This window comes from Psychrobacter sp. AOP7-A1-24 (assembly GCF_052376235.1).
Classification (GTDB): Bacteria; Pseudomonadota; Gammaproteobacteria; order Pseudomonadales; family Moraxellaceae; genus Psychrobacter.
Window position 1 is genome coordinate 1 of sequence record NZ_JBQSVM010000018.1, and the last position, 20,364, is coordinate 20,364.

Annotated in this window: 28 protein-coding genes and 1 other RNA gene; 20 read left to right on the forward strand and 9 right to left on the reverse strand. The window is 42.0% G+C overall.

Annotated elements, in window-relative coordinates; translation table 11 throughout:
* The 5 genes from ACT3QQ_RS07825 to ACT3QQ_RS07845 form a co-directional block, all read right to left on the reverse strand.
* Positions 1-505 (reverse strand): YdaU family protein (locus tag ACT3QQ_RS07825; protein ID WP_444527562.1); only part of this gene is annotated, 505 nt, incomplete at its 3' end.
* Positions 505-1,206 (reverse strand): Rha family transcriptional regulator, encoded by a 702-nt coding sequence (locus ACT3QQ_RS07830; RefSeq protein WP_444527563.1) that lies wholly within the window; start codon positions 1,204-1,206, stop codon positions 505-507. The genes ACT3QQ_RS07830 and ACT3QQ_RS07825, both read right to left, overlap by 1 nt.
* Before the next feature lie 40 nt (positions 1,207-1,246).
* Entirely contained in the window at positions 1,247-1,444 is a 198-nt protein-coding gene (locus ACT3QQ_RS07835) for a hypothetical protein (protein ID WP_444527564.1), read from the reverse strand.
* Positions 1,437-1,886, reverse strand: a complete 450-nt coding sequence (locus ACT3QQ_RS07840; RefSeq protein ID WP_087814135.1) for a phage regulatory CII family protein — start codon at positions 1,884-1,886, stop codon at positions 1,437-1,439. The genes ACT3QQ_RS07835 and ACT3QQ_RS07840 overlap by 8 nt, the downstream gene beginning before the upstream one ends.
* Positions 1,887-1,940: 54 nt before the next feature.
* Positions 1,941-2,162 (reverse strand): transcriptional regulator, encoded by a 222-nt coding sequence (locus tag ACT3QQ_RS07845; protein WP_087814136.1) that lies wholly within the window; start codon positions 2,160-2,162, stop codon positions 1,941-1,943.
* A gap of 125 nt (positions 2,163-2,287) precedes the next feature.
* Here ACT3QQ_RS07845 and ACT3QQ_RS07850 point away from each other — a divergent pair, with 125 nt between their 5' ends.
* The 16 genes from ACT3QQ_RS07850 (at position 2,288) to ACT3QQ_RS07925 (ending at position 11,392) form a co-directional block, all read left to right on the forward strand.
* Complete coding sequence (locus ACT3QQ_RS07850) at positions 2,288-3,028, forward strand: XRE family transcriptional regulator (protein ID WP_087814137.1); 741 nt, start codon at positions 2,288-2,290, stop codon at positions 3,026-3,028.
* 5 nt (positions 3,029-3,033) lie between these two features.
* Positions 3,034-3,243: a hypothetical protein gene (locus ACT3QQ_RS07855; protein ID WP_087814138.1), complete on the forward strand. Its 210-nt coding sequence runs from the start codon at positions 3,034-3,036 to the stop codon at positions 3,241-3,243.
* Between the two features lie 32 nt (positions 3,244-3,275).
* Entirely contained in the window at positions 3,276-3,773 is a 498-nt protein-coding gene (locus ACT3QQ_RS07860) for an HIRAN domain-containing protein (protein WP_087814139.1), read from the forward strand.
* Positions 3,774-4,329: 556 nt separating this feature from the next.
* Complete coding sequence (locus ACT3QQ_RS07865) at positions 4,330-4,620, forward strand: hypothetical protein (protein ID WP_444527565.1); 291 nt, start codon at positions 4,330-4,332, stop codon at positions 4,618-4,620.
* The gene (locus ACT3QQ_RS07870; protein WP_444527566.1) at positions 4,620-5,072 is read left to right on the forward strand and encodes a hypothetical protein; all 453 of its coding nucleotides are present in this window, start codon (positions 4,620-4,622) and stop codon (positions 5,070-5,072) included. The genes ACT3QQ_RS07865 and ACT3QQ_RS07870 overlap by 1 nt, the downstream gene beginning before the upstream one ends.
* Positions 5,069-5,512: a hypothetical protein gene (locus ACT3QQ_RS07875; RefSeq protein WP_444527567.1), complete on the forward strand. Its 444-nt coding sequence runs from the start codon at positions 5,069-5,071 to the stop codon at positions 5,510-5,512. Before ACT3QQ_RS07870 ends, ACT3QQ_RS07875 begins: the two co-directional genes overlap by 4 nt.
* Before the next feature lie 12 nt (positions 5,513-5,524).
* Positions 5,525-5,917 carry a hypothetical protein gene (locus tag ACT3QQ_RS07880; RefSeq protein WP_444527568.1) on the forward strand — a complete coding sequence of 131 codons (393 nt, stop codon included), beginning with the start codon at positions 5,525-5,527 and terminating at the stop codon, positions 5,915-5,917.
* Between the two features lie 15 nt (positions 5,918-5,932).
* Positions 5,933-6,130, forward strand: a complete 198-nt coding sequence (locus tag ACT3QQ_RS07885; protein WP_444527569.1) for a TraR/DksA C4-type zinc finger protein — start codon at positions 5,933-5,935, stop codon at positions 6,128-6,130.
* 2 nt (positions 6,131-6,132) lie between these two features.
* Complete coding sequence (locus ACT3QQ_RS07890) at positions 6,133-6,999, forward strand: DNA polymerase III subunit beta family protein (RefSeq protein ID WP_444527570.1); 867 nt, start codon at positions 6,133-6,135, stop codon at positions 6,997-6,999.
* Complete coding sequence (locus ACT3QQ_RS07895) at positions 6,992-7,351, forward strand: hypothetical protein (protein WP_444527571.1); 360 nt, start codon at positions 6,992-6,994, stop codon at positions 7,349-7,351. The genes ACT3QQ_RS07890 and ACT3QQ_RS07895 overlap by 8 nt, the downstream gene beginning before the upstream one ends.
* Positions 7,246-8,340 (forward strand): tyrosine-type recombinase/integrase, encoded by a 1,095-nt coding sequence (locus ACT3QQ_RS07900; RefSeq protein ID WP_444527602.1) that lies wholly within the window; start codon positions 7,246-7,248, stop codon positions 8,338-8,340. Before ACT3QQ_RS07895 ends, ACT3QQ_RS07900 begins: the two co-directional genes overlap by 106 nt.
* Before the next feature lie 138 nt (positions 8,341-8,478).
* The gene (locus ACT3QQ_RS07905; protein ID WP_444527572.1) at positions 8,479-8,772 is read left to right on the forward strand and encodes an excalibur calcium-binding domain-containing protein; all 294 of its coding nucleotides are present in this window, start codon (positions 8,479-8,481) and stop codon (positions 8,770-8,772) included.
* Entirely contained in the window at positions 8,757-9,161 is a 405-nt protein-coding gene (locus ACT3QQ_RS07910) for a hypothetical protein (protein ID WP_201627427.1), read from the forward strand. Before ACT3QQ_RS07905 ends, ACT3QQ_RS07910 begins: the two co-directional genes overlap by 16 nt.
* 34 nt (positions 9,162-9,195) lie before the next feature.
* Positions 9,196-9,714 (forward strand): hypothetical protein, encoded by a 519-nt coding sequence (locus tag ACT3QQ_RS07915; protein WP_444527573.1) that lies wholly within the window; start codon positions 9,196-9,198, stop codon positions 9,712-9,714.
* 198 nt (positions 9,715-9,912) lie between these two features.
* Positions 9,913-10,485, forward strand: a complete 573-nt coding sequence (locus ACT3QQ_RS07920; RefSeq protein ID WP_201627344.1) for a DUF6932 family protein — start codon at positions 9,913-9,915, stop codon at positions 10,483-10,485.
* Positions 10,478-11,392, forward strand: a complete 915-nt coding sequence (locus tag ACT3QQ_RS07925) for a hypothetical protein (protein ID WP_201627342.1) — start codon at positions 10,478-10,480, stop codon at positions 11,390-11,392. Before ACT3QQ_RS07920 ends, ACT3QQ_RS07925 begins: the two co-directional genes overlap by 8 nt.
* 193 nt (positions 11,393-11,585) lie before the next feature.
* On the opposite strand, the gene ssrA is transcribed toward ACT3QQ_RS07925, so the two are convergent.
* Positions 11,586-11,944, reverse strand: a transfer-messenger RNA (tmRNA) gene (gene ssrA / locus ACT3QQ_RS07930).
* A gap of 85 nt (positions 11,945-12,029) precedes the next feature.
* A complete protein-coding gene (locus ACT3QQ_RS07935) occupies positions 12,030-12,701 on the reverse strand; it encodes an alpha/beta hydrolase (RefSeq protein ID WP_444527574.1) in 672 nt (223 codons plus the stop codon).
* Between the two features lie 406 nt (positions 12,702-13,107).
* Between ACT3QQ_RS07935 and ACT3QQ_RS07940 the strand changes: the two genes are divergently transcribed.
* From ACT3QQ_RS07940 to ACT3QQ_RS07955, 4 genes are all read left to right on the forward strand, one after another.
* Positions 13,108-14,454, forward strand: a complete 1,347-nt coding sequence (locus ACT3QQ_RS07940; protein ID WP_444527575.1) for a glycerophosphodiester phosphodiesterase family protein — start codon at positions 13,108-13,110, stop codon at positions 14,452-14,454.
* A 231-nt stretch (positions 14,455-14,685) separates the two neighbouring features.
* Complete coding sequence (locus ACT3QQ_RS07945) at positions 14,686-15,462, forward strand: response regulator (protein WP_444527576.1); 777 nt, start codon at positions 14,686-14,688, stop codon at positions 15,460-15,462.
* Between the two features lie 16 nt (positions 15,463-15,478).
* The gene (creC, locus tag ACT3QQ_RS07950) at positions 15,479-17,233 is read left to right on the forward strand and encodes a two-component system sensor histidine kinase CreC (protein ID WP_444527577.1); all 1,755 of its coding nucleotides are present in this window, start codon (positions 15,479-15,481) and stop codon (positions 17,231-17,233) included.
* 115 nt (positions 17,234-17,348) lie between these two features.
* Positions 17,349-17,549 carry a hypothetical protein gene (locus ACT3QQ_RS07955; RefSeq protein WP_444527578.1) on the forward strand — a complete coding sequence of 67 codons (201 nt, stop codon included), beginning with the start codon at positions 17,349-17,351 and terminating at the stop codon, positions 17,547-17,549.
* 134 nt (positions 17,550-17,683) lie between these two features.
* On the opposite strand, the gene aroC is transcribed toward ACT3QQ_RS07955, so the two are convergent.
* Both aroC and prmB read right to left on the reverse strand, forming a co-directional pair.
* Positions 17,684-18,787: a chorismate synthase gene (aroC, locus tag ACT3QQ_RS07960; protein ID WP_444527579.1), complete on the reverse strand. Its 1,104-nt coding sequence runs from the start codon at positions 18,785-18,787 to the stop codon at positions 17,684-17,686.
* Positions 18,788-18,934: 147 nt separating this feature from the next.
* The gene (gene prmB / locus ACT3QQ_RS07965; RefSeq protein ID WP_444527580.1) at positions 18,935-20,107 is read right to left on the reverse strand and encodes a 50S ribosomal protein L3 N(5)-glutamine methyltransferase; all 1,173 of its coding nucleotides are present in this window, start codon (positions 20,105-20,107) and stop codon (positions 18,935-18,937) included.
* Positions 20,108-20,364: the final 257 nt, after the last annotated feature.

Sequence of the window (20,364 nt, forward strand, 5' to 3'; positions counted from 1 at the left end):
TGTGACTAGCATGCAACTCTCTTAAGTCTGTTAATTTAATACTACTGTCAACCGACACACCTATATTAGTAAGGTCATCAATCATCTTGCGCTTGTCTTGACGTGACTTGCGTTGGCGTTCTGCTGCTGTCATTGTCACATCAATATTGGCGTGACCTTGTGTGACATCGCTTGTGACATGCGTGTGACTTGGTGTGACAGCTTGCGTGACATTAGTGTGACTGTTTTTGAATTTGTAGTTTTTAATCTCTCTATCAATACGATGGTGGTGATGACGCTTACCACGTTTGACAAAAAACTCATCAAGCACATATTCCAATGAAGCGCGATATTCAGCACTGGTACATAGCAGACGACGTGCCAGTCTATCTATATCTGATGTATCGATGGCTTGCTCGCTGTGGTAGTACATATCTATCAAGTCACGATAGATAGCACGCTCAGGCAATGATAAGTGACGTGCTGAGTTGTTGAAGTCAGCAGGGTTAAACATATAAAAATGCATTACGCCACTCCTTCACTAATCAAACGCTCAACGATCCATGCTTCACCGCGCTTGGTGAACATAGCTTGTGAGAAACCTTGGTCAGTCTGTTTGACTTCGCCCAGTCCTTTATCGATAAACCATTGCTGGAATACACGTGAGCGCTTCACGGCCTTGTTATAAACACCAAGCTCGTCAAGTATCTTATTCATAGCAACAGCTGATAGGCGAACCTTTTGAGCAACTTGTGTGGCATTAAGCAAGCCAGCACGCTCAACTACATTGTCATAATGATTAATCTTAGGCAGAGCTATAGTTAATTGTGCTTGTACAACCTGCTTTGCTTCTAGTTCATCAGCCCAAGCGCGTGCCGCTGTTACTGGATTGGTAAAATCAGGCATCGTTACTACTGGAGAATTAGATTGTGCACGACGCTCTAACTCAACCCATCTGCGATTAATACGGAAACGTAGTGGACGACTATAGCCACTCACCAAATCAAGGCATTGCACTTCTGTCAGCTCGTACTGGCGATAACGCTGTCCATTCTGTTCGTTGTAATAATAGGTCTCCCCAATTTTGGGGAGACCCTCAGATTCATAATCTTTATTAACCAATTCGATATCACGGCAGACATGCTCATGACGTTTATCGCAAAGCTCTGCAATTTCACGGCTAGACATGCGTTTATCGTTATTTGCTTGCATCAATTGAATATTCATTGTAAGATTCCTTCATCAAATGTTTGTATTACAGAAACACCTAAAGCCCATCAATGTCCGTTGATGGGCTTTTTGCTTGTTCGGCTCTTAGGTAATCAATCGCTTCTAGCTTGTCACCCAAATCAATTATCTGTTGATTGCGCTCGATGCATTCAAACTCACGTTTGATATCTGCATCATTGCCAGCGACTTCTACTCTCGCTCTTAAACGGCAGATTTTGCACTTGTCGTTACACATGATCAGCCCCACAATGCTTTGCGATTTGAACGCTCAATGTGCGAAACGTTACGATGGCGTTCTGAATAGCCGTTTGAATTGCGTCATGCTCATTACAATCGATACGACCGTCTTCTAATGCTTTGTGCATCTCAGACATAATGTCGCCCTGGCATGCTGACGTAGATAATGCTGTCATGAGTATGCTTGCCTGCGTCGCCTCGCCATCAACCTGATAAAACACACCGCCAAGACGCTGGGCCATGGCTTGGATGATAGCCGTGTCGTTGGTGTACTCCATGATGGTCAAAGCTTCGTCTAAGCGCAGATGATGACTATCAGTGTTTGGATTAACCTTGTTATTTAGTACTGTGCTCGACATACCCATGCGTGCGGCAATGGCTGTTGAGCCGCCATGCTTTGGGTTATGTACTGTGCTGTGTGCTGCGTCTATTACGTCCATCGTGTCCTACCTATTTATAAAAACGTTTTGTTGGTGGCTGGCGGGTTGTATTATCTAATCAACTGTTTCAAGTTCGGCTAATGCAGGGCAAAGATCCACGGCTTTAAATTCGCCATTGGTTAGACGCTCTGCCTTTAATGCCAAAGCGGCTGACATATTGGCTTTGCCTTGAACCCATTTCCATACACCAGGCTGACTACAGCCTAGTGCTTTAGCCGTCTTATGCTGATTCCCGAAATAGCTAACTAAGGCTTCATAAGGGTTGTTAGGTTTCATTTTTATTACCTTGGGTATATTTATACCCCAATAATATAACTTTAGTTATTATAAATCAATAACTTTAGGTATTTTACATTGATAACCTAGGTTATTAGAATGATTGCAATAACTGGAGAATAGTAATGAGCACATTAGCGGAGAGGGTTAAGCTGGCTAGAGATAGGCTGAATCTGTCGCAACAAGATGTTGCAGATGCCACAGGCATGTCTCAGCCAAGTTATTACAAGATAGAAAAAGGACTAACTAAGCGGACTACATACATCAACGAACTAGCCAAGGTTTTTGAGGTGAATGTTGATTGGTTAGCAAATGGTAGCGGAGAAATGCTTTCTGGCGCAGCCAATAAGGCCAAAGATACCAAGAGCACTGGTAACGAGGCTGTAACTAATTCTAAGATAGAGCTTGCGAGAATATTGGAAGCAGGATCTGTATCTACAGATGATTCTGATGACGATATGGTATCAATCCCTATTTATGATCTTTATTTTTGCTGCGGCGATGGCAATGGTTCTTGTGAGTTCGAGAACATCAAGGGTTACAGAAAGCTACCACCTTCTTTTTTTAAAGATAGAAATATTAGACCGGAGGACTTTAAATTAATTTGTGCTATCAACGACAGCAATTACCCTTACATCAAAGATGGTGATGAGGTTGGTATTGTAATAACCGATAGAGAGGTAAAGGACGGCGAGTATTACGCAATCTTATTGGATGGTGATCGCATGATAAAGCAAATCTTCAGGGAGGCTGGAGGCTCTTATAGACTGAGCAGCTTCAACAAGGCTTACCCAGACAAAGTGGTTACTCCTGAGCATAATGAAAGCTTGATTATTGCAGGCCGACAAGTTTATAGAGCAGGATAAAAATTATGGATAACAGTAAATTACCGATAAACCAGTTAATAGCTAAAATTAATGAAGCGGCAGAAAATGACGAAGCGCTAAACTTAACTGTTGATGAAGTAAAATTAGCAGCTAAAGAATTTGGCGGTCTGGTCATGATTCCAGTTTATAGTATGGATAATTTTCCAATTAAGCGTCGCAATCGTAATGAAGATGCTGATGTGGGTAAAGAATAACTAGGGTTTTTATTAATAAAGGGATTTTACAGATGACAGACTGGCATTTTGGCTATCAGTTCAACACCCCAATTGTGGGTGAATCGAACTATCAAAAAGCTTTAACAAAGAGCTATAAAGATCCCAATGCTTTTGTAAAGGGCGAGTCTGCTTTTGTTGATGTAAATTTAGTTTACGAACCAAACAATCCTTACGATAAGAATGCAGTAGCTGTTGTTTCTACTCACGGAACATTAGGCTATCTATCTAAGCAGGATACTATTCGCTATCGTCATTTATGCGAAGGCGAACGAGAAACTTTGTCTGTAAGATGCAAGATATATAGAGGCAGTAAAGGCCTCTATGGCTCGTGGGTTGATTTGGATCTAGAGGATTTAGCTGAATCACCACAAAGCTTAAGAAAATACAAAGATGCAGCGAGCCAGCCTACACCACCTTCCCTTCCAGAAAGCCCTAAACAAAAAATATCAATAACAACGATTGTCGTAGGCGCACTAATATTGTTTTTTGTTTTCTTAATAGTCTTCTAAAGCTAAGAGTTGGCGAATACTAAATAGGCGTCAGCGTCAGCACGCTTGAGACTGGCGATAAAATGAGGTGAAATTATGGTTTTATACTCTATAACTTATGATCTTGTTAAAAATAGAGATTACGAACGCTTGTATAAGGCGATCATCAGTTTATCTAATAACACTTATACGAAAACTACTGAGTCTCAATGGATCGTACAATCTGATAAGACTGCTACGCAAATATTAGAGTTTTTGAGGAAGCACGTAGATAGCGATGACATTATATTCGTCATCAAAGTGGATAGAAGTTCATGGGCGTCAGTGAATATGAATAAGACCGCCTCTAATTGGCTAAATAGTTAAAAAACAACCGCGTTCATTAGAAATTACTAAGAGCCGCCCTATATGGGCGGTTTTTTGTGTCTGAAATTCCAATCTAACAATTACTTACAGTTTATTACGACCGTAAAAATCCCAAAGTAATAAATATTTTCAGTATTTATTACTTTGGTTATTGAAAGTAATTATAACTATGGTTATAATTGATGCATCACAACGACGCAGAGTAACTGTTATGAACTCAATCAAAGACTTTCTAGCCAGCATCGGCATCCTTGCACTACTAATCCTTGGTATGACGGCAGCAACGGCTGGCGTGCAACACATCAATGACGCATTTAATCGCTCACAAGCGGGTCAGGACGCGATGATTGCGGAACATAAGGCCTATCTAGCCAGCGATGATGACAACTATGTCACTGACCCGATGAATGGCTTTGATGCTGAGGCTTATGAAGCGTCTGAGCAGGCAAAAGCAGCGCGTCACGCTAATCTTTTTATATCTAATGCTTATGGGAGAGAGTGATGACGACTTATCACATGAAGCAATCGATAGCAGGATGCCTTCGTAATAACCGTGTCGGTACCATCGATTTTTTAGAAGATGAAAACGGCAAACCTCTATCTGACGCTGAAGCAAGAATTGAATTAAACAAGCTGTTAGAAGCAGGTCACACCGTTATGCCAGTTGGTGACGACTGCGAAGGTTTTGACGTATTTGGTGGTGGTTGCCCTGGTCATGAGCCACTAACGGGTGGTGACTTATGTAAGGCGATATTGAAAAACCAAGTTTACCAGCCTTGTTTTGTTTCTGATGTTTCTGAGTCTCATGCTATCGAGCGCAAGCAAACAGCAATGATAGATAAAACTTATTCAGGAATAAAATTTACTTTTAGAAGCGGGTGCAATGGATGGGCTTACGTTGTCCCAATCAGTAATATGGGCAAAATATTAACAGCTAAGGAAGCAGGGCTATGAGCAAGTTAAATTTCGCAGAATTGGCGAGCAATCTTAAGACGCAAGATAACCTCGCTACTCAACACCCTTTGTATTGCGTCTACTCCAAGCGTTCTATTTACATAGAAGATGGTTATGGCGGCATGGAAACAAAAGACGTTTGGGTTGATGCTGATGATTACTCGGAAGTAGAGGGTGACGGGTTATCAGAGGCGCTATCTGTAATTTCAGAAGGGTATGACTCAGTAGAAGTTACTGTTGATGACTATAAGCGCCAGTATCACCGAAAAACTGTAGGAGTAATTCCTCAGTTTGAAACCGCCTGTCTCACTCGTGCTGGTGCAGATGCTTACCTTGAAGCCAATGGTCACAACTTAAACCAGCCATACATTCACGTACATTCACTAAATCGCAATGATGAAATGATCGGTTTGCGTGAGCACGTAATCGATACATTTTAAGAGGAGGTGACCATGAAAAGCTCTTTTGAGAATGCAGTAACGATGCCAAGCGGCGTTGTTTATAAATGGGATGCTAGTAGGACCAAGCGCGGATTGTTTGGTAGCAAGCATGACAAGACGATATGGCTAAAGCGTTTTAACTCGAAGTATAACGTTGAAAGTCTATTGATGGTTTTAACTGAAACGAATGTATTTATCTCGCTTTATATCAACGGCGTAGATGCGACCGGAATACTTCATCCGACTGGTGAACAACTATCAAAGCTATTAGGTAATGAGTTATCGCTTGAAGAAACTTTTGAGTATTGCCGCAAGACGTTCTGCCCTGACCTGACCTATCGGCCGTTAATACCAAGCCAAAAAATAAACCGGCAATCATGGCTCAGCCTGATTTGTTTGAAATAGCTTAAGGATTGAGATATGGCTGATGATATCGACCTAGCAAGCGAACGCATAGATGCTGAGATGAAAGCTCGCCTGCGCGTAATGCCAACGTTTGACATTGCATCATTAATCGAATGCCAAGAATGTGGCGAAGAAATACCAAGTAAGCGACGTGCCATTGGTGGTGTTAAGCGCTGCTTTGATTGCCAAAATAACTTTGAAGGACGGAGATAGTTATGGACCTAATCGAATTAAAAACAGCCTATCTAAAAGCTATGTTGTGTGCCGCTGCCAAAGAAGACGTTAGATATTACTTGGAAGGTGTGTACTTCGTCGGCGGTGACAACAAAGTGTTGGCCTACTCTACTGATGGTCGTCAACTACTACGCTGGATTGTGAGTGAAGACTATCAAGGCGATGACTTCTCTTACATCCTTAATCGTCGCTGCATCAAAGATGCTATCAAGACCAAGTACCACATTCATTTAGAAGCCTCAACTGGCGACCTTGTTTGCGCTAAAGACGAAGACTTCAGAAAATTTAAAGGCTTGATTGATGGTAAATATCCAGACGTTAAGCGTGTTGTTTCAGGCTACGTTGACAATATCAATTCAGAGAAGGACGAAAATATATTGATCAATGCCAGCTACTTAAAGAGCTTAAGCAAGATAGGTAAAACCGTCGGAAAACATTACAAGCTCAAAGATGTGCCAATACGTCTCTACAGCTCAAAACCATTGAATCATATTACTAATATATTTACATTCAACGGTAACAAAAACCTTATGTATATCGTTACCAGTTGCCAATCTGCAGGCACTACAGATGAAGAACATCATGCGGTTCTGCTTGATGAACACCCAATCCCAAAAAATGAAACTCAGCAATGGATTGACGAAGGTTTTGGAGCGATATGCAGCGTCAGCAATAAATCTCCAGATGACGCCAAAGGCTTTGCTGAATTTGCTATAAATCGAAAAGTTATTGTTGATTATGACGACGATGGCTATATGGACTCAACAGGCAAAATTTGGCGGTTTGTTTATTTCATTGACGCTGTTGAGCCGAACTCACACTTTAAACAAGGAGTAAGTCATGGATAACGACACCTTAAACATGCTCCATCAGATGGGTCTAACCCCACTCGACTGGGTAGATGCCAAGCAGTTTGCCGAGCTAACTGGCATTGCAGAACAGAAACTTACTCACCGTAAGCAACACTGGCCAGAAAACGTTGTTTGGACGCGAGAAAGTAATAATATATATTACTCAATAAGAGGATATAACAAGTGGATGACACAGCAAGCAGACATACGTTACCGCAAGGCGTGCGGCTTAGATCGGGACGCATTCAGATCTACTTTAGCAGAGACGGTAAGTCCTATCACGTCACGCTCCCGCACCCAGTCACTGCGGAAGGCATCAAAGCAGCTGCTAAAATTAGACGCGACCTAATTACCAAAGCGGAATGGGGTGTGCTCACAGAGGCAGACCTCGCCAGCGCAAAAGGTGAGATAGTTAATGATGATAGCGTTATCGTTGGTGATGGCGCTTTATTCCAAGAAATCGCCCAAAAGTATCTAAAGCACTGTGAAGCCAATACAGACTCCAAAAAAGACTACGTGAGTGCATTGAACAAGCACTGGATGCCTGAAATGGCACTGATACCCATTCACGAAATAACGTCTGACCTAATACGTGACATCATCTCTGACATTAACTTCAAGTCTGACAAGACCTTTAATAATTGCCTGGTACCACTGCGCGGCGTATTTGATAAAGCCATTGAGCTGCGATTAATCACGCCTGCAGAAAACCCCATGGCCATGATTAAGAATAAAAAGGTACAGTCAGGACTACCCGACCCATTTACCCGCGCTGAAATGGATGCGCTACTAAATTGGCTAGATAAGAATTTGATTGATAAAGACCACTTCTATTACTGGTATTTCGAAGTAGCATTTTGGACGGGCTGTCGCCCAAGTGAGCTTTACGCTTTGAGATGGAAGGATATAGACTGGTTTAATGGCTCAGTGATTATTAATAAGAGTCGTGTGCGTGGTGTTGAGAAGCAAGTAACCAAGACTCATACCGCGCGTGAAGTCTATCTGAATGACCGCTCGAAGCGTGCATTTGAAGCACTGGATGCTATGAAGCTGAGTGATGACTATGTGATGATATGCCCAGAAACAAGTGAGCCTTTCTACAATGAAAAACCTGCCCGCATGAGATTGATTGAAGCAATGAAGTCTACGAGGGTGAGACATCGTCCAGCATATAATGCCAGGCACACCTATGCCACAATGCTGCTCATGTCAGACGTGAACCCAGTATTTGTCGCCAACCAATTGGGCCATAGCTTACAGATGCTCATTAAGCGATATGGTCGTTGGCTGCATGGCGATCAGAACAAGCTTGAGATATCAAAGCTCACAACTAACTGAATAACCTGTCATAGATTATAAGCAGTCATCAACATTGCCCTAATCCTACTAATAAGTTAAAGTTAATGAATATTTTTTTCTGGGTTATCACGAAAAGCTAACAACTATCGGTATAATTCGTATAAAAGGAATTCACACTTGAAAAAAGTAATACTAGCCACTGCACTATCTATATTCGCACTTTCAACTAACGCTGCACTTAAGACAGTAGATAATCCGTTCCAAAGCAATACAGTTTTAAAAGAGTCTGTCGAAGTTGATCACCCACTATTTGCCAAAGGTGCTGGCGGTTCGCAATGTAAAGGCTTACCTAGTACTTGCGGCCAAATGGCTAACTGTGAGCAGGCTAAGCAAGCTCTGAAGTGTGGCAACACTCGATTAGATCGAGATAAGGACGGAGTACCATGCGAATCAATATGCCCAGGTGGTTAATTGGTGCCGTCTTACTTTCGACCGTAACTGCCTGTACCCCTTCCCAAGATAGAAGTTACGCTAGTAAGTTCGTTTCTGGTAATACTGTGGTACATGAAATGTTTTGGGGAGCCGATCATAAGACGCCCTACCCTTTCACCACGTCAGGCGAGATATTGTGTGTCTATTATCCTGATTTTGGTATTGAGGTGTATTTTGAACCTGCAGGCTACAGTAAAGACTCATCTATCGGTACGCCGCTCAATAAGGCCGCTGCTAAGGCTCTGAAGCGTGATGGTATGAAGCCGAATGTGCCATATAGTATTAAGAAAGGTGCTGACTTGAGTGAGGCTGTAGAGGTTGGGCTGCGGGTGTGTGATGAGCAGATGGATAAGACTGAGGGTATGTAAGGCGTTGGATTGGGATTGATACAAGGATGGAGTTATGAGTAAAGCGTTATTAACGGCCTTATTGATTTTACCATTGGCAGCTAACGCTGTTGACTGGGTTGATTTAGGCAAGACTGCTGACAAAGAAGTTCAGAGTTTCTTGGATTATGATTCTGTTAAAAGACAGAATATTACGGTCTATGGAGGCGCTAGTAGTTTTAGAGGCGCAAAAGAAAAACCAAAATATATTTCAGCTATATTTCAATCAACATACATCAACAGGAACCCATTAAGAAAGAAAGGCTTTTACTATTCAAAAGAACAATGGTTTATATCATGTGAAGACCAAAATTATTTTGTTAAGGCTCGTATAGTTTATGGGTTTAAGGATGAGGTAATGGAAAGCTGGAAATCACCTAAAGGAACGCTATCAGAGTCTGACTTCTCTTATGCGTTTCCTGAAACCCTGGCTGGTAATAACGTCGAAACAGCTTGTGGTGCAATAGTACTGAAAGAGTTAGACAGCACTGAGAACTATGAAGATTACCTTCAAAAATACATTTATGATGATTAGATACTAATGCTAATGTGCCCTATAGCATTAAGAAAGGTGCTGATTTGAGTGAGGCTATAGAGGTTGGGTTGAAAGTGTGTGGTGATGAGATTCAAAGTAATTTTTAAAACAGTTAGGTATAAAGCCTAGAAAGAAATAATAAAGTTCATACTCAAATATCTACACAAGATAAGTAGATTTCACAACATAGAGATTGATATGATTTGGAATATTCACGGTGTTATGTACCCAGTTGCACCAAACGAACTTGGCCATAGTGAAAATCGCTCTCCATACAATATTAGTATGTCTGATTTCATAAATATTTTTGCAACTTCTCAAGAAAGGATTGAGATATTAAAAGGTTTATTGGCTTATAGAGCGGTTCTATACAGTGTTGACGTAACATGTGGATTCCAATGGATCAATGGTAGTTTTACTGAAAATGTAGAGGTATTGCGAGGAAGGCCACCTAGTGATGTAGATGTCGTGACTTTTGCAAATATGCTAGATACAATTCCGGACTATAATAACTGGGCTATGAAAAATCACTTATTATTTAGTTCTTCAGATATGAAAGCTGCATATAAAGTAGATTGTTATTGGGTTGATCTAGACTTAGGGTTTAATGCACATACTGTAGAACGTTGTACGTACTGGTATAGCATGTGGTCACATCAGAAAGTAACCGACTTATGGAAAGGGTTCTTCTGTATTGCACTTTCACCATCAGAAGATTTGCTTGCACAAAATATGTTGTTAGAGATAAATATTGAGAAAGATAATGCATAATTATGATTATCAAAAGCTACTAGCTGAAAAAAATACCCTGGAAAGGTTAATTGCCAATATTCCAGAGAGAGCTATTGTAGATAGAATGAGCTTGCAATCACGCATAGATAATGTAAAACAAAAAATCGACGCTGTTAATATTAAATTAATTTCTAAGAAAGCTATAGTTACGTTTCGTGGCAAACCGGTTGATGAGAGCCATGGCATTACTGCTGAATTTTCAGGAAAAGCGATCAATGGTCTAAATGAAATGGTAGCTAGTGTTGTTGCTAGCTTAAATAATAATTTGAAATTTATGGGGCCTATACCGAATCGAGAACAACATCAGCTTATGATTACTGGCACCGCTGTTGGTTCTTTCGGCTTTGAGTTCGAACTACCTGAACCAAAATACGATATCTTTGCAGAAAAAAATGGCACCGAAACAGCTTTATCAGATATTTATACATTACTTAAAGAAACAACTGATAGCGTAAATGATGACATTAGTGAAATTGTGTCTAAACTGCATCCAAGAGCAATTAAGAAAATATCAGAATTCTTAATTATCTTACAGAAAAGTGAGGCTTTATTTGCTCTGCAGCATAATGAAAAAGTATTCAGGGTAGAAACCTCAGCTCAGCTAGACACTATTATTAATCGCCTTAATAATGCAGATATTGAGGAAAGAGAAGAGGTTTATACAGGAGAGTTTTTAGGCGTTTTACCGAAATCAAGAACCTTTGAGTTTGTCGAACACTCAAGTAAAGATGTAATTAAAGGTAAGATTGACGCATCTGTACTAGATCCTGAAACTATCAACTTAGATTACTTGCATAAACCTATAAGTGTCACTTTCAGCGTTCTTCAAAATGGACAAACTAAACCTAAATATACGCTTTTAAAGCTATCAGACATAAACATCTAATTAAAGTAAACTTAAACCAGAAACCCACCTCACAGTGGGTTTTTTATTACTTAGTCAATAATCTTTTGACTTAATAGTAAACTTGGAATCACCGTTCAATTAAAGATAGTGCATCGTCTTGCCAGCCAATGATGTCAAAATGATGTCATAAAAAAAGCCAGCCACCTAAGTGACTGACTTCTTTAATAAAATTTGGTGGAGATGGCGGGAGTTGAACCCGCGTCCGCCAGCATTACGCTCATGAATCTACATGTTTAGTTTCTGTCTTTAATTTTAGTCCTCACCGATCCGACAGTCAGGATGGATTGGACGATTCTCTACTTTTGAACCCAAGCGATTGAGACAATCCCTTGTGGCGAACCTATATGCGGACGCTTCAACTGGGCTAACCAACTATAGGTAATCGGCAGCGCAGTAAGCAGGGTTTAAGCTGCTAGAGCGTAAGTTTCGTCGTTTGCGACTATAACAATATATGTTTTATTAACGAGAGGACATACACTCTCGACATGCATCATTGAGTTTCATCACCAGCGTCGAAGCCAGAACATCCCCAATAAGACTGGCTATTATATAGGAGATACTGGTTAGGTTTCAACCTATAAGTAGTCTGCATTACATTACGTTACAGCTTGATAGATTAAGCCAAAACAGTATTTAACCATTTGCCAATATTTTGAATTTGTGGCATACAGACTTGATGTGCCATCGGATACGTATTGTAGGACACATTATAATCTTTTGCTGATAATAACTGCTGCGCTTGCTCACCTAAAATGACGGGCACAACTGGATCATGAGTGCCATGCTCAATCAAAATCGGCATCTCTTTATTGGCAGCGCTATACTCAATATTGTCATTGGTTGCTAAGTAGGTAGAGAGCGTCATCAAGCCCGCCAAACGCTCTGGATAGCCAAGTGCTACATGGTAGGCGACTGCCCCACCCTGCGAAAATCCTGCAATGGCGATATGCTCTGGTAGCACGCCGCGCTCAATCTCACGGCTAATCAAATCATGTATTTGCTGAGAAGACTCTTCAATTTGAGCCACATCTACTTTACGCTCAAGACTCATCTCTATGATGTCGTACCATGCTGGCATCACCATGCCGCCATTTACTGTGACTGGACGTTTAGGTGCATGCGGGAAAATAAAACGTACTGCCATATCATCCGCCAGTCCAAGCTGCGGTACAACTGGCTCGAAGTCATGACCACTAGCACCTAAACCATGCAGCCAAATCACCGCGCGATCTATCTTTTTTTGAGAGGGATTGTGCTCAACGACGACTGCATCTAAATAGTTACTCATAGTTATCCTTAATAGTTGATGAGATATGCTTTAAGCATTTGTGTGTTTTTTGCCAAAATAAAGTGTGTGTCATTATATGGTCAATATCATCTGTTAGTTTGAGAGCGTGGTCAATAGCGAGGTACTAAACGAATAATAGTAAAAAGATGCGTTTTATGACTAATGGTTTCGCTACTATCAAATTCAAATAAAGTCATTTGTCTATTAATTATCGCTTTTACTACAGTTGTATCTGTATTAATGCTAAATTCTTACAAGGCCAATTTCTTACAAGGCTGAGCTCTTACAACAATATCACGACCTTTAGCTTCTTTTAGCAAGTAGCAACCAACACTCAAATATCAATCTTTTAATTCCTATCAATATATCCGATGGAATTTTTTATAATTTTGCAGGAACATTTTACATGACAACTTCTAACAAATCAGTGCTTGGGCTGAGTAAGCAGACACTGACTAAGATTAATATCGCCTTGCCTCTAACCCTTATCAGTTCATTATTGATAGTAGGCTGCTCTACCGATAGCCGCTCAATGCCCACATCAACAGCGCAACCTCAATCACAGCTACAATCGTCTTCACCTGTTGCATATACCTATGGAATGCGTCCATTTTATCTGATAAATGATATGGACGAGGGGCCATTAAAAGAAGAGCTACAGGCATGCAAAGGACAATTGCCAAGTAAGACAGATTTCTCTATTGCGCATCGAGGTGCGCCATTACAGCTGCCTGAACATACCTATGACAGCTACGTGGCTTCGGCACAAATGGGTGCTGGTATCTTGGAATGTGATGTCGCTTTTACCAATGACGGTGAGCTTGTCTGTCGTCATGCCCAAAACGATTTGCACACCACGACTAATATTTTGACCACGCCGCTGGCCAACCAATGTACCGTACCGCCTATATTAGATGCTACAGGCAAACTTACTAATGCCGATAGTATCGAATGTCGCACCTCAGATATCAGTGCCGCTCAGTTTAAAACATTGACAGGTAAGATGGATGCTGGCAATAAAGAAGCAACCAGTATTAGTGAGTATATGGATGCAACCGCGCCTTGGCGAACAGATTTGTACTCGCAAAATGGCGAAGTAATGACGTTAAAAGAGCATATCGCGTTGGCGCGCCAGCTAGGCATGAAACACACACCTGAACTAAAAGTACCTGCAGTGACCATGCCGTTTAATGGCTATCGTTTGGACGATTATCGTCAACAGCTGATAGATACCTACAAGGCAGCAGGTGTACCTGCAAGCGATGTATTTGCACAATCATTTAATATAGAAGATCTAGATTACTGGATTAAAAACGAGCCAGCTTATGGATCCAATGCCGTTTATCTGATCGACGATAGCAATGAGACTGCTAAGGATAAAACGTTTGATAAAGATGACGCAACCACTTGGAAGCACTCATTGGCTGATATCAAAGCACGCGGCATCAACACCATTGCACCAGCACTTTGGTTATTAGTCACCACTGATGGTAAAGGAAATATGCAGCCATCAGAATACGCAAAACAAGCCAAAGTCAATGATCTAAAAATTATTACTTGGTCGATAGAGCGTTCAGAGCCATTAACCGATGGTGGTGATTGGTACTATAGCGGCCTTAGCGATGCTATCAACAATGATGGTGATATGATGAATTATATTGACGTACTAGCGCAAGACGTTGGTGTCCAAGGCATTTTTTCAGACTGGCCTGCTACGGTGAGCTACTACGCCAACTGCAAAGGTCTTAAATAGTTTTTGCTTAGTCTATTAGTAGACAATCACGCTTAATTCTTGTTACCAAGGCCAGCTTATTCATTGAGCTGGTCTTTTTATTGAATGTATTAACACGACTGCATCGTAAATTGCCTACTTAGCACCCTGCTTTTCCATTAACTTTTCACACCATTTAACTCGTGGCAGCGAGAGCAACCCGCTCTTTTGTGCTACGATAATTTACTAAGCTTATAAGACGATGTAGAGACTATGATCCATATTTTACTGGTAGAAGATGATCCTGCGATCGCAATGTCGCTCAAGGTCACTTGCAAGCGCGAAGGGTGGCAGATAACTTGGTTGGATAATGCCAGTAGTGTGCTACCCATGCTGCATAGTCCTGAGGCACAAGATTTATCGGCGATCATTATAGATGTCGGTCTACCAGATGGTGACGGTTTGAGCCTATGCCAGCAAATACGCCACACACCTGATATCGACGGCTTAAAAGATTTACCTATTGTGTTTTTGACCGCGCGTAGCGATGAGGTCGATCGTATTTTGGGGTTAGAAATGGGTGGTGATGATTATTGTGCAAAACCCTTTAGTCCACGCGAACTTGTCGCCCGTCTAAAAGACATTTGGCGACGTGAACAGCTGATTCAACAGTCAGGAATTCATACCAACCACTCAGATGACATTGAAAGTATGTCCTCGAACAATATGTCAGAGCAAGCATCAACGTTCGAAAACCAATCTGGCACTTGGCATTATCAACCGCTGAACTATTCGTTAACGTGGCAAGCGCAAAAGCTTGAGCTGAGCAATACAGAACGCAAAATCTTGCTGGCATTATTACAAGCACCTTATCAAGTCTTTAGCCGCGAACAACTGCTTAACGCCGTCAGTGACTATCCCGATCATCGTCTGGCTCGAACGATAGACAGTCATATCAAATCAATTCGTAAACAGCTTGCTACGGTAGATTCAACTATTGATGTTATCCATACACATCGTGGACTGGGTTATGCATTATGTCCTGCTTGATAACGGCCGCTAGTTTATGAACAATAAAGCCAATAACTCCGATTATGCTGCTGATAACGACCAAAGCAATTGGTATGCCAAACTGCACCCCATTGGTACTGCTCAGCAAGCCCCTAAACGCAAACGACTGCTCAATTTAAGTATATTTTTTAGAATTTGGCTTGCAGTTGCGTTAGTGCTCGTCATATGTGGCGTGGTGGTATTTACTCAGTTGTTTGGCTACGTCAAACCAACAGCGCAGCAAGTCATCGAAGACACACTCTTAGATACCAGTAAATTACTCGCGGCCAGTCTACAAATACCGTTATCTACAGGACAGCTATATGATGAGAGTTATCAAGCGCAACTCGATGCTGCATTTGTCGGCATGCCAGCGACGGATGAAACGCTCAGTCCTGTCGATCAAACCAAAAGCTACAGTAGCTTTCGCATATATGTGACAGACAGTAACGGTATAGTCATTTACGACTCATTGCCCCCACCTGACAATAACGAAGGGCAAAACTACGGTCGCTGGAACGACGTCTATCTCACTCTAAAGGGACAGTATGGCGCAAGAAGTACACTGCGAGATTATCAGCAGCGGGACGGTTCGGTCATGTATGTGGCTCAGCCTATACAAGACACATCTGGAGATATCATCGGCGTGGTCAGTGTCGGTAAGCCTGTCGCTAGCGTATTACCTTATTTAGATGACACTCGTAACCGTATGCTCATCACCGCCCTACTTATCAGCATCGCCGCCCTTATGTTGGCAGGTCTAGTAGCATGGTGGCTTAAACAGAGTATTACTTTGGTCACTCAGTACACTGGCGCACTGGCAGAAGACACTAAAAAGCCTTATTTTTATCTGGGTCACGAATTAAATAGTTTGACAGATACCATCGAGACCATGAAGCATCGACTCGAAAATCGTGCTTACGTCACTGATTATGTCCATACGCTCACTCATGAGTTAAAAAGCCCTTTGACTGCCATACGTGCCAGTAGCGAGCTGTTAGAGGACGATGGAGTGGATGCTAACAAACTGGATGATGAAGATCGGCAAATGCTAATCGAGACGGTAGGTGAACAAAGCGTAAAAATGCAACAGCTCATCGACCGACTACTACTGCTTGCTAAAGTAGAACAACCTACCTTTAAGCTCAACCGACAATCGACCCCCCTATTACCGCTTTTGCAGAGTCTGGTGAAAGATAATACAGCTAAGCAGCAACAACAAAGCCTAAACCCTATCGATATATATATCGATGATAAACACGTGACCAATACTGCAAATTTACCAGTAGAAGTACTGGCATCGACTAGTGTGTATGCTGATCAGTTTTGGTTAATACAGGTACTACAGAACGTGCTGGACAATGCAATCCATTTTGCAAAGCGTACTGTTGATATTTCACTGCATAGCACTGCCCGAACCGTCACTATCGATATATTTAATGATGGTAAGCTACTGCCCGAATACGCTGTCGCAAAAGCATTTGAGCGTTACTTCAGCTTGTCTCATCAAAGCCAACCATCTTCTCAAGCAATAAATCAAACAGACATTGATGAGCCAAATCAGACTGACCATAGTAGTAACATGCTCAAGAAGGGTACGGGTCTTGGCCTTACTTTAGTGAAGCAGGTGATTGAGCATCATGGTGGTCAGGTAGCCATCAGTAATGTCCATATCAGTGATAGTAAAGCTGACACTGATGAAGCTAGAGCTAATATTGATAATAACCAGCGTTCTGGTGTGATGGTTATTATCACTCTACCGCTAGCTTGATACTAAGATTTATAACAGTTCATGAATTCTCCATCATCACTACACAGGATTTCTACTTCTTTGTTTTACGATGACGTTATTCAGATTCGTAAAGCAAACTAGGAGTAAAAACCCCATGTCACATCAATTAACTGATAACCCTATCATCAAGAGTCTCATCGGTCTTAGTCGTCATCACTGTGCACAAACCTTATCAAGCGAAGGCGTCGATAGTATTGAGTTTGGTCATTGGCTAGCGATTCCTAGTCAGCAATTGTTGTTGGTATTTCGACATCAGCAGTGTGTGACTATTGATGAGTACCAACTAGCAGCCTAATACTTTGCTAACTCAACGCGTTGATTGCATTTAAGTAATATTTGTATTTTATTTGGACATAAAAAAGCCCTTTATCATTTCTAGTGTTAAATCACTGAAAACAATAAAGAGCTGATTACGTTAAAACAAAAATACTAAGTAATTGATTGTACTGGTGGCTGTACATCAGCGTTTTGGCCACGGTGACGTAGATAGTGATCGAGCACGACAATCGCCAACATCGCTTCGGCAATGGGCGTAGCACGTACACCAACACAAGGATCATGACGACCCTTGGTTAGCATATCGACTGCTTCACCCTGGGTGTTAATACTCTTACCAGCAGTCGTGATGCTAGACGTTGGTTTTAAGGCAATACTCACACGGATATCTTGACCTGATGAGATACCACCCAAGACACCACCAGCATGGTTGGCTGCAAACCCATCTGGCGTCAGCTCATCACGAGCGCTATGCCCGAATTGACCTGCCACCGCCATCCCATCGCCAATCTCGACGCCTTTGACTGCATTGATACTCATCATCGCATGAGCGATATCGGCATCTAAGCGATCAAACACTGGCTCGCCCAAGCCTACTGGTACACCGCTCGCAATGATATCAAGACGCGCGCCGCAACTAGTGCCTTCACGGCGCAAGTTATCAATTAAGGTTTCAAAACGGCCAATCGCTTCTTTGTCTGCACAAAAGAATGGATTGCTATTTACAAACTCCCAGTCAATTTGGCTAGGATCTAGAACGTTACTATGCTCGTTACCGATTTGGGTAACGTGACCACGAATTTGTACGCCCAGACGTTCTTGCAAATACTTCTTGGCGATGGCACCAGCTGCTACGCGCATTGCCGTCTCACGCGCTGACGAGCGACCACCACCACGATAGTCACGGAAGCCGTATTTCATACTATAAGTATAGTCAGCGTGTCCAGGACGGAAAGTATCTTTGATATCGCTATAGTCTTTTGATTTTTGATTGGTATTACGAATCAGTAGACCGATAGACGTACCTGTGGTTTTGCCTTCGAATACACCGGAGATAATCTCAACTTCATCAGACTCACGGCGCTGGGTTGAATACTTAGACGTACCCGGTTTGCGACGATCTAAATCTACTTGTAAGTCGTCTGCAGATAACGCTAAACCTGGTGGTACGCCATCAACGATGGCCATAAGGCCTGCACCATGCGACTCACCGCATGTGGTAACCGTAAAAACCTGCCCAATACTATTGCCTGCCATAACTATCCTTAAACAAGTAAACGCTACTGATGACTATGTGACCAATCACTCATGCCACTTATGATGACTGCTTATGTTGCTTATAATGAGTGATTGTATTGTTATTTATAGTTTCGGCTCATGCAGCCGACGTATTCAACCTAATATCTATTGAAGGCTATCCAATAGCTGAACATAAGAGGCAAACAACTGACGATTCGAGACTAGCTCATCATAGGTAATCGCAAAGACACCATGACCGCCAAGTGCAAACTTCAACCAATCAAACTGGATTTCAGGATAGGCTTGTTTTAAGGCCCATTCGCTGTCACCCACTTCACAGATCAGCAAACCATCTGGGCTCAGATAGTCTGGCGCTTCAAACAAAATACGATGTACTAAATCTAGACCATCTTGACCAGCGGCAAGTGCATGCTCAGGCTCATATAAGAACTCAGGCGGCAAATCTGCCATGATGGCAGCATCCACGTACGGTGGATTGGTGACGATAAGCTCATACTGATTCTCAGCAGGTATCTTGGCAAACAAATCAGACTCAATTACGTTCACTTGATGGCCAAGGTCATGATGGTCAACGTTGACCATTGCCACTTCTAATGCGCCTTTATCGATATCAACGGCATCGACCAACCCATCAACGAAACGAGTAGCAAGCGCGATAGCGATACAACCAGAGCCAGTACACAAGTCCAAGATACGCTCAGGCTGCGACAATTGCTTCACATCCAAGCCATGATCATAAAATACCGCTGACTTTTCGTTCGGACTGACACCCAATGGTTTGGCCAACTCAGTAACTTCAAAGTACGGATGGAACTGCTGACGAATTAGCTCTGCGATTGGCGAACGAGGAATAAGAACACGCTCATCGATATAAAAAGGCAAATCACAGAAGTACGACAAGTTAATCAAATAACTGAGTGGTTTACGCTCGGCGATACGTTCTTCTAACAGCCCTAATACCAACTGCTTCTCAGACGTGGTCAGACGACAATCTAAAATCTGCTCATTGGCAGACCAGTCTAGAGACAAAGAGTGCAAGACAATGGCTGACGCTTCTGCAAACTCATCGGTCGTCCCTTGTGCAACAACGACATCATAGTTACGCAGCTGCGTGACTGAAAAACGAATAAAGTCGCGAATACTGACAAGCTGCTCACGTGCTTCGTTTAGCTCTGCATGTAAGTTGGCAAATTCATCGTGCTCACCAAGAAGCCCAGTTTCTAAATCATACTCCATTTCACTGCCCAAGCCCTCAGACTCATTGTTGAAGTATTGGTTTTGAAACTCTTCTGCACTCATTGTTTGGTCTTCTGACATATCGCACCTTATGGATTAACTGCTGGCGGGTTAAATTGCTTTTTGCTAAATATCGTTATATTAAATAAAATTCAGTCATACATTATAGACGTAAACCTCTAGTAGCGCCAATAACTGTCATTTTTACTTGCATAAAAAATAGTGCGCATAATTAATACTTTGCGTAGGAATCAAGCACGATGTCATACACACCTTGGTTAAATTATTACCTAACTGTAGCGAATACGTCAGCAGTTGACGTTTGGCAAGTCTTAAAT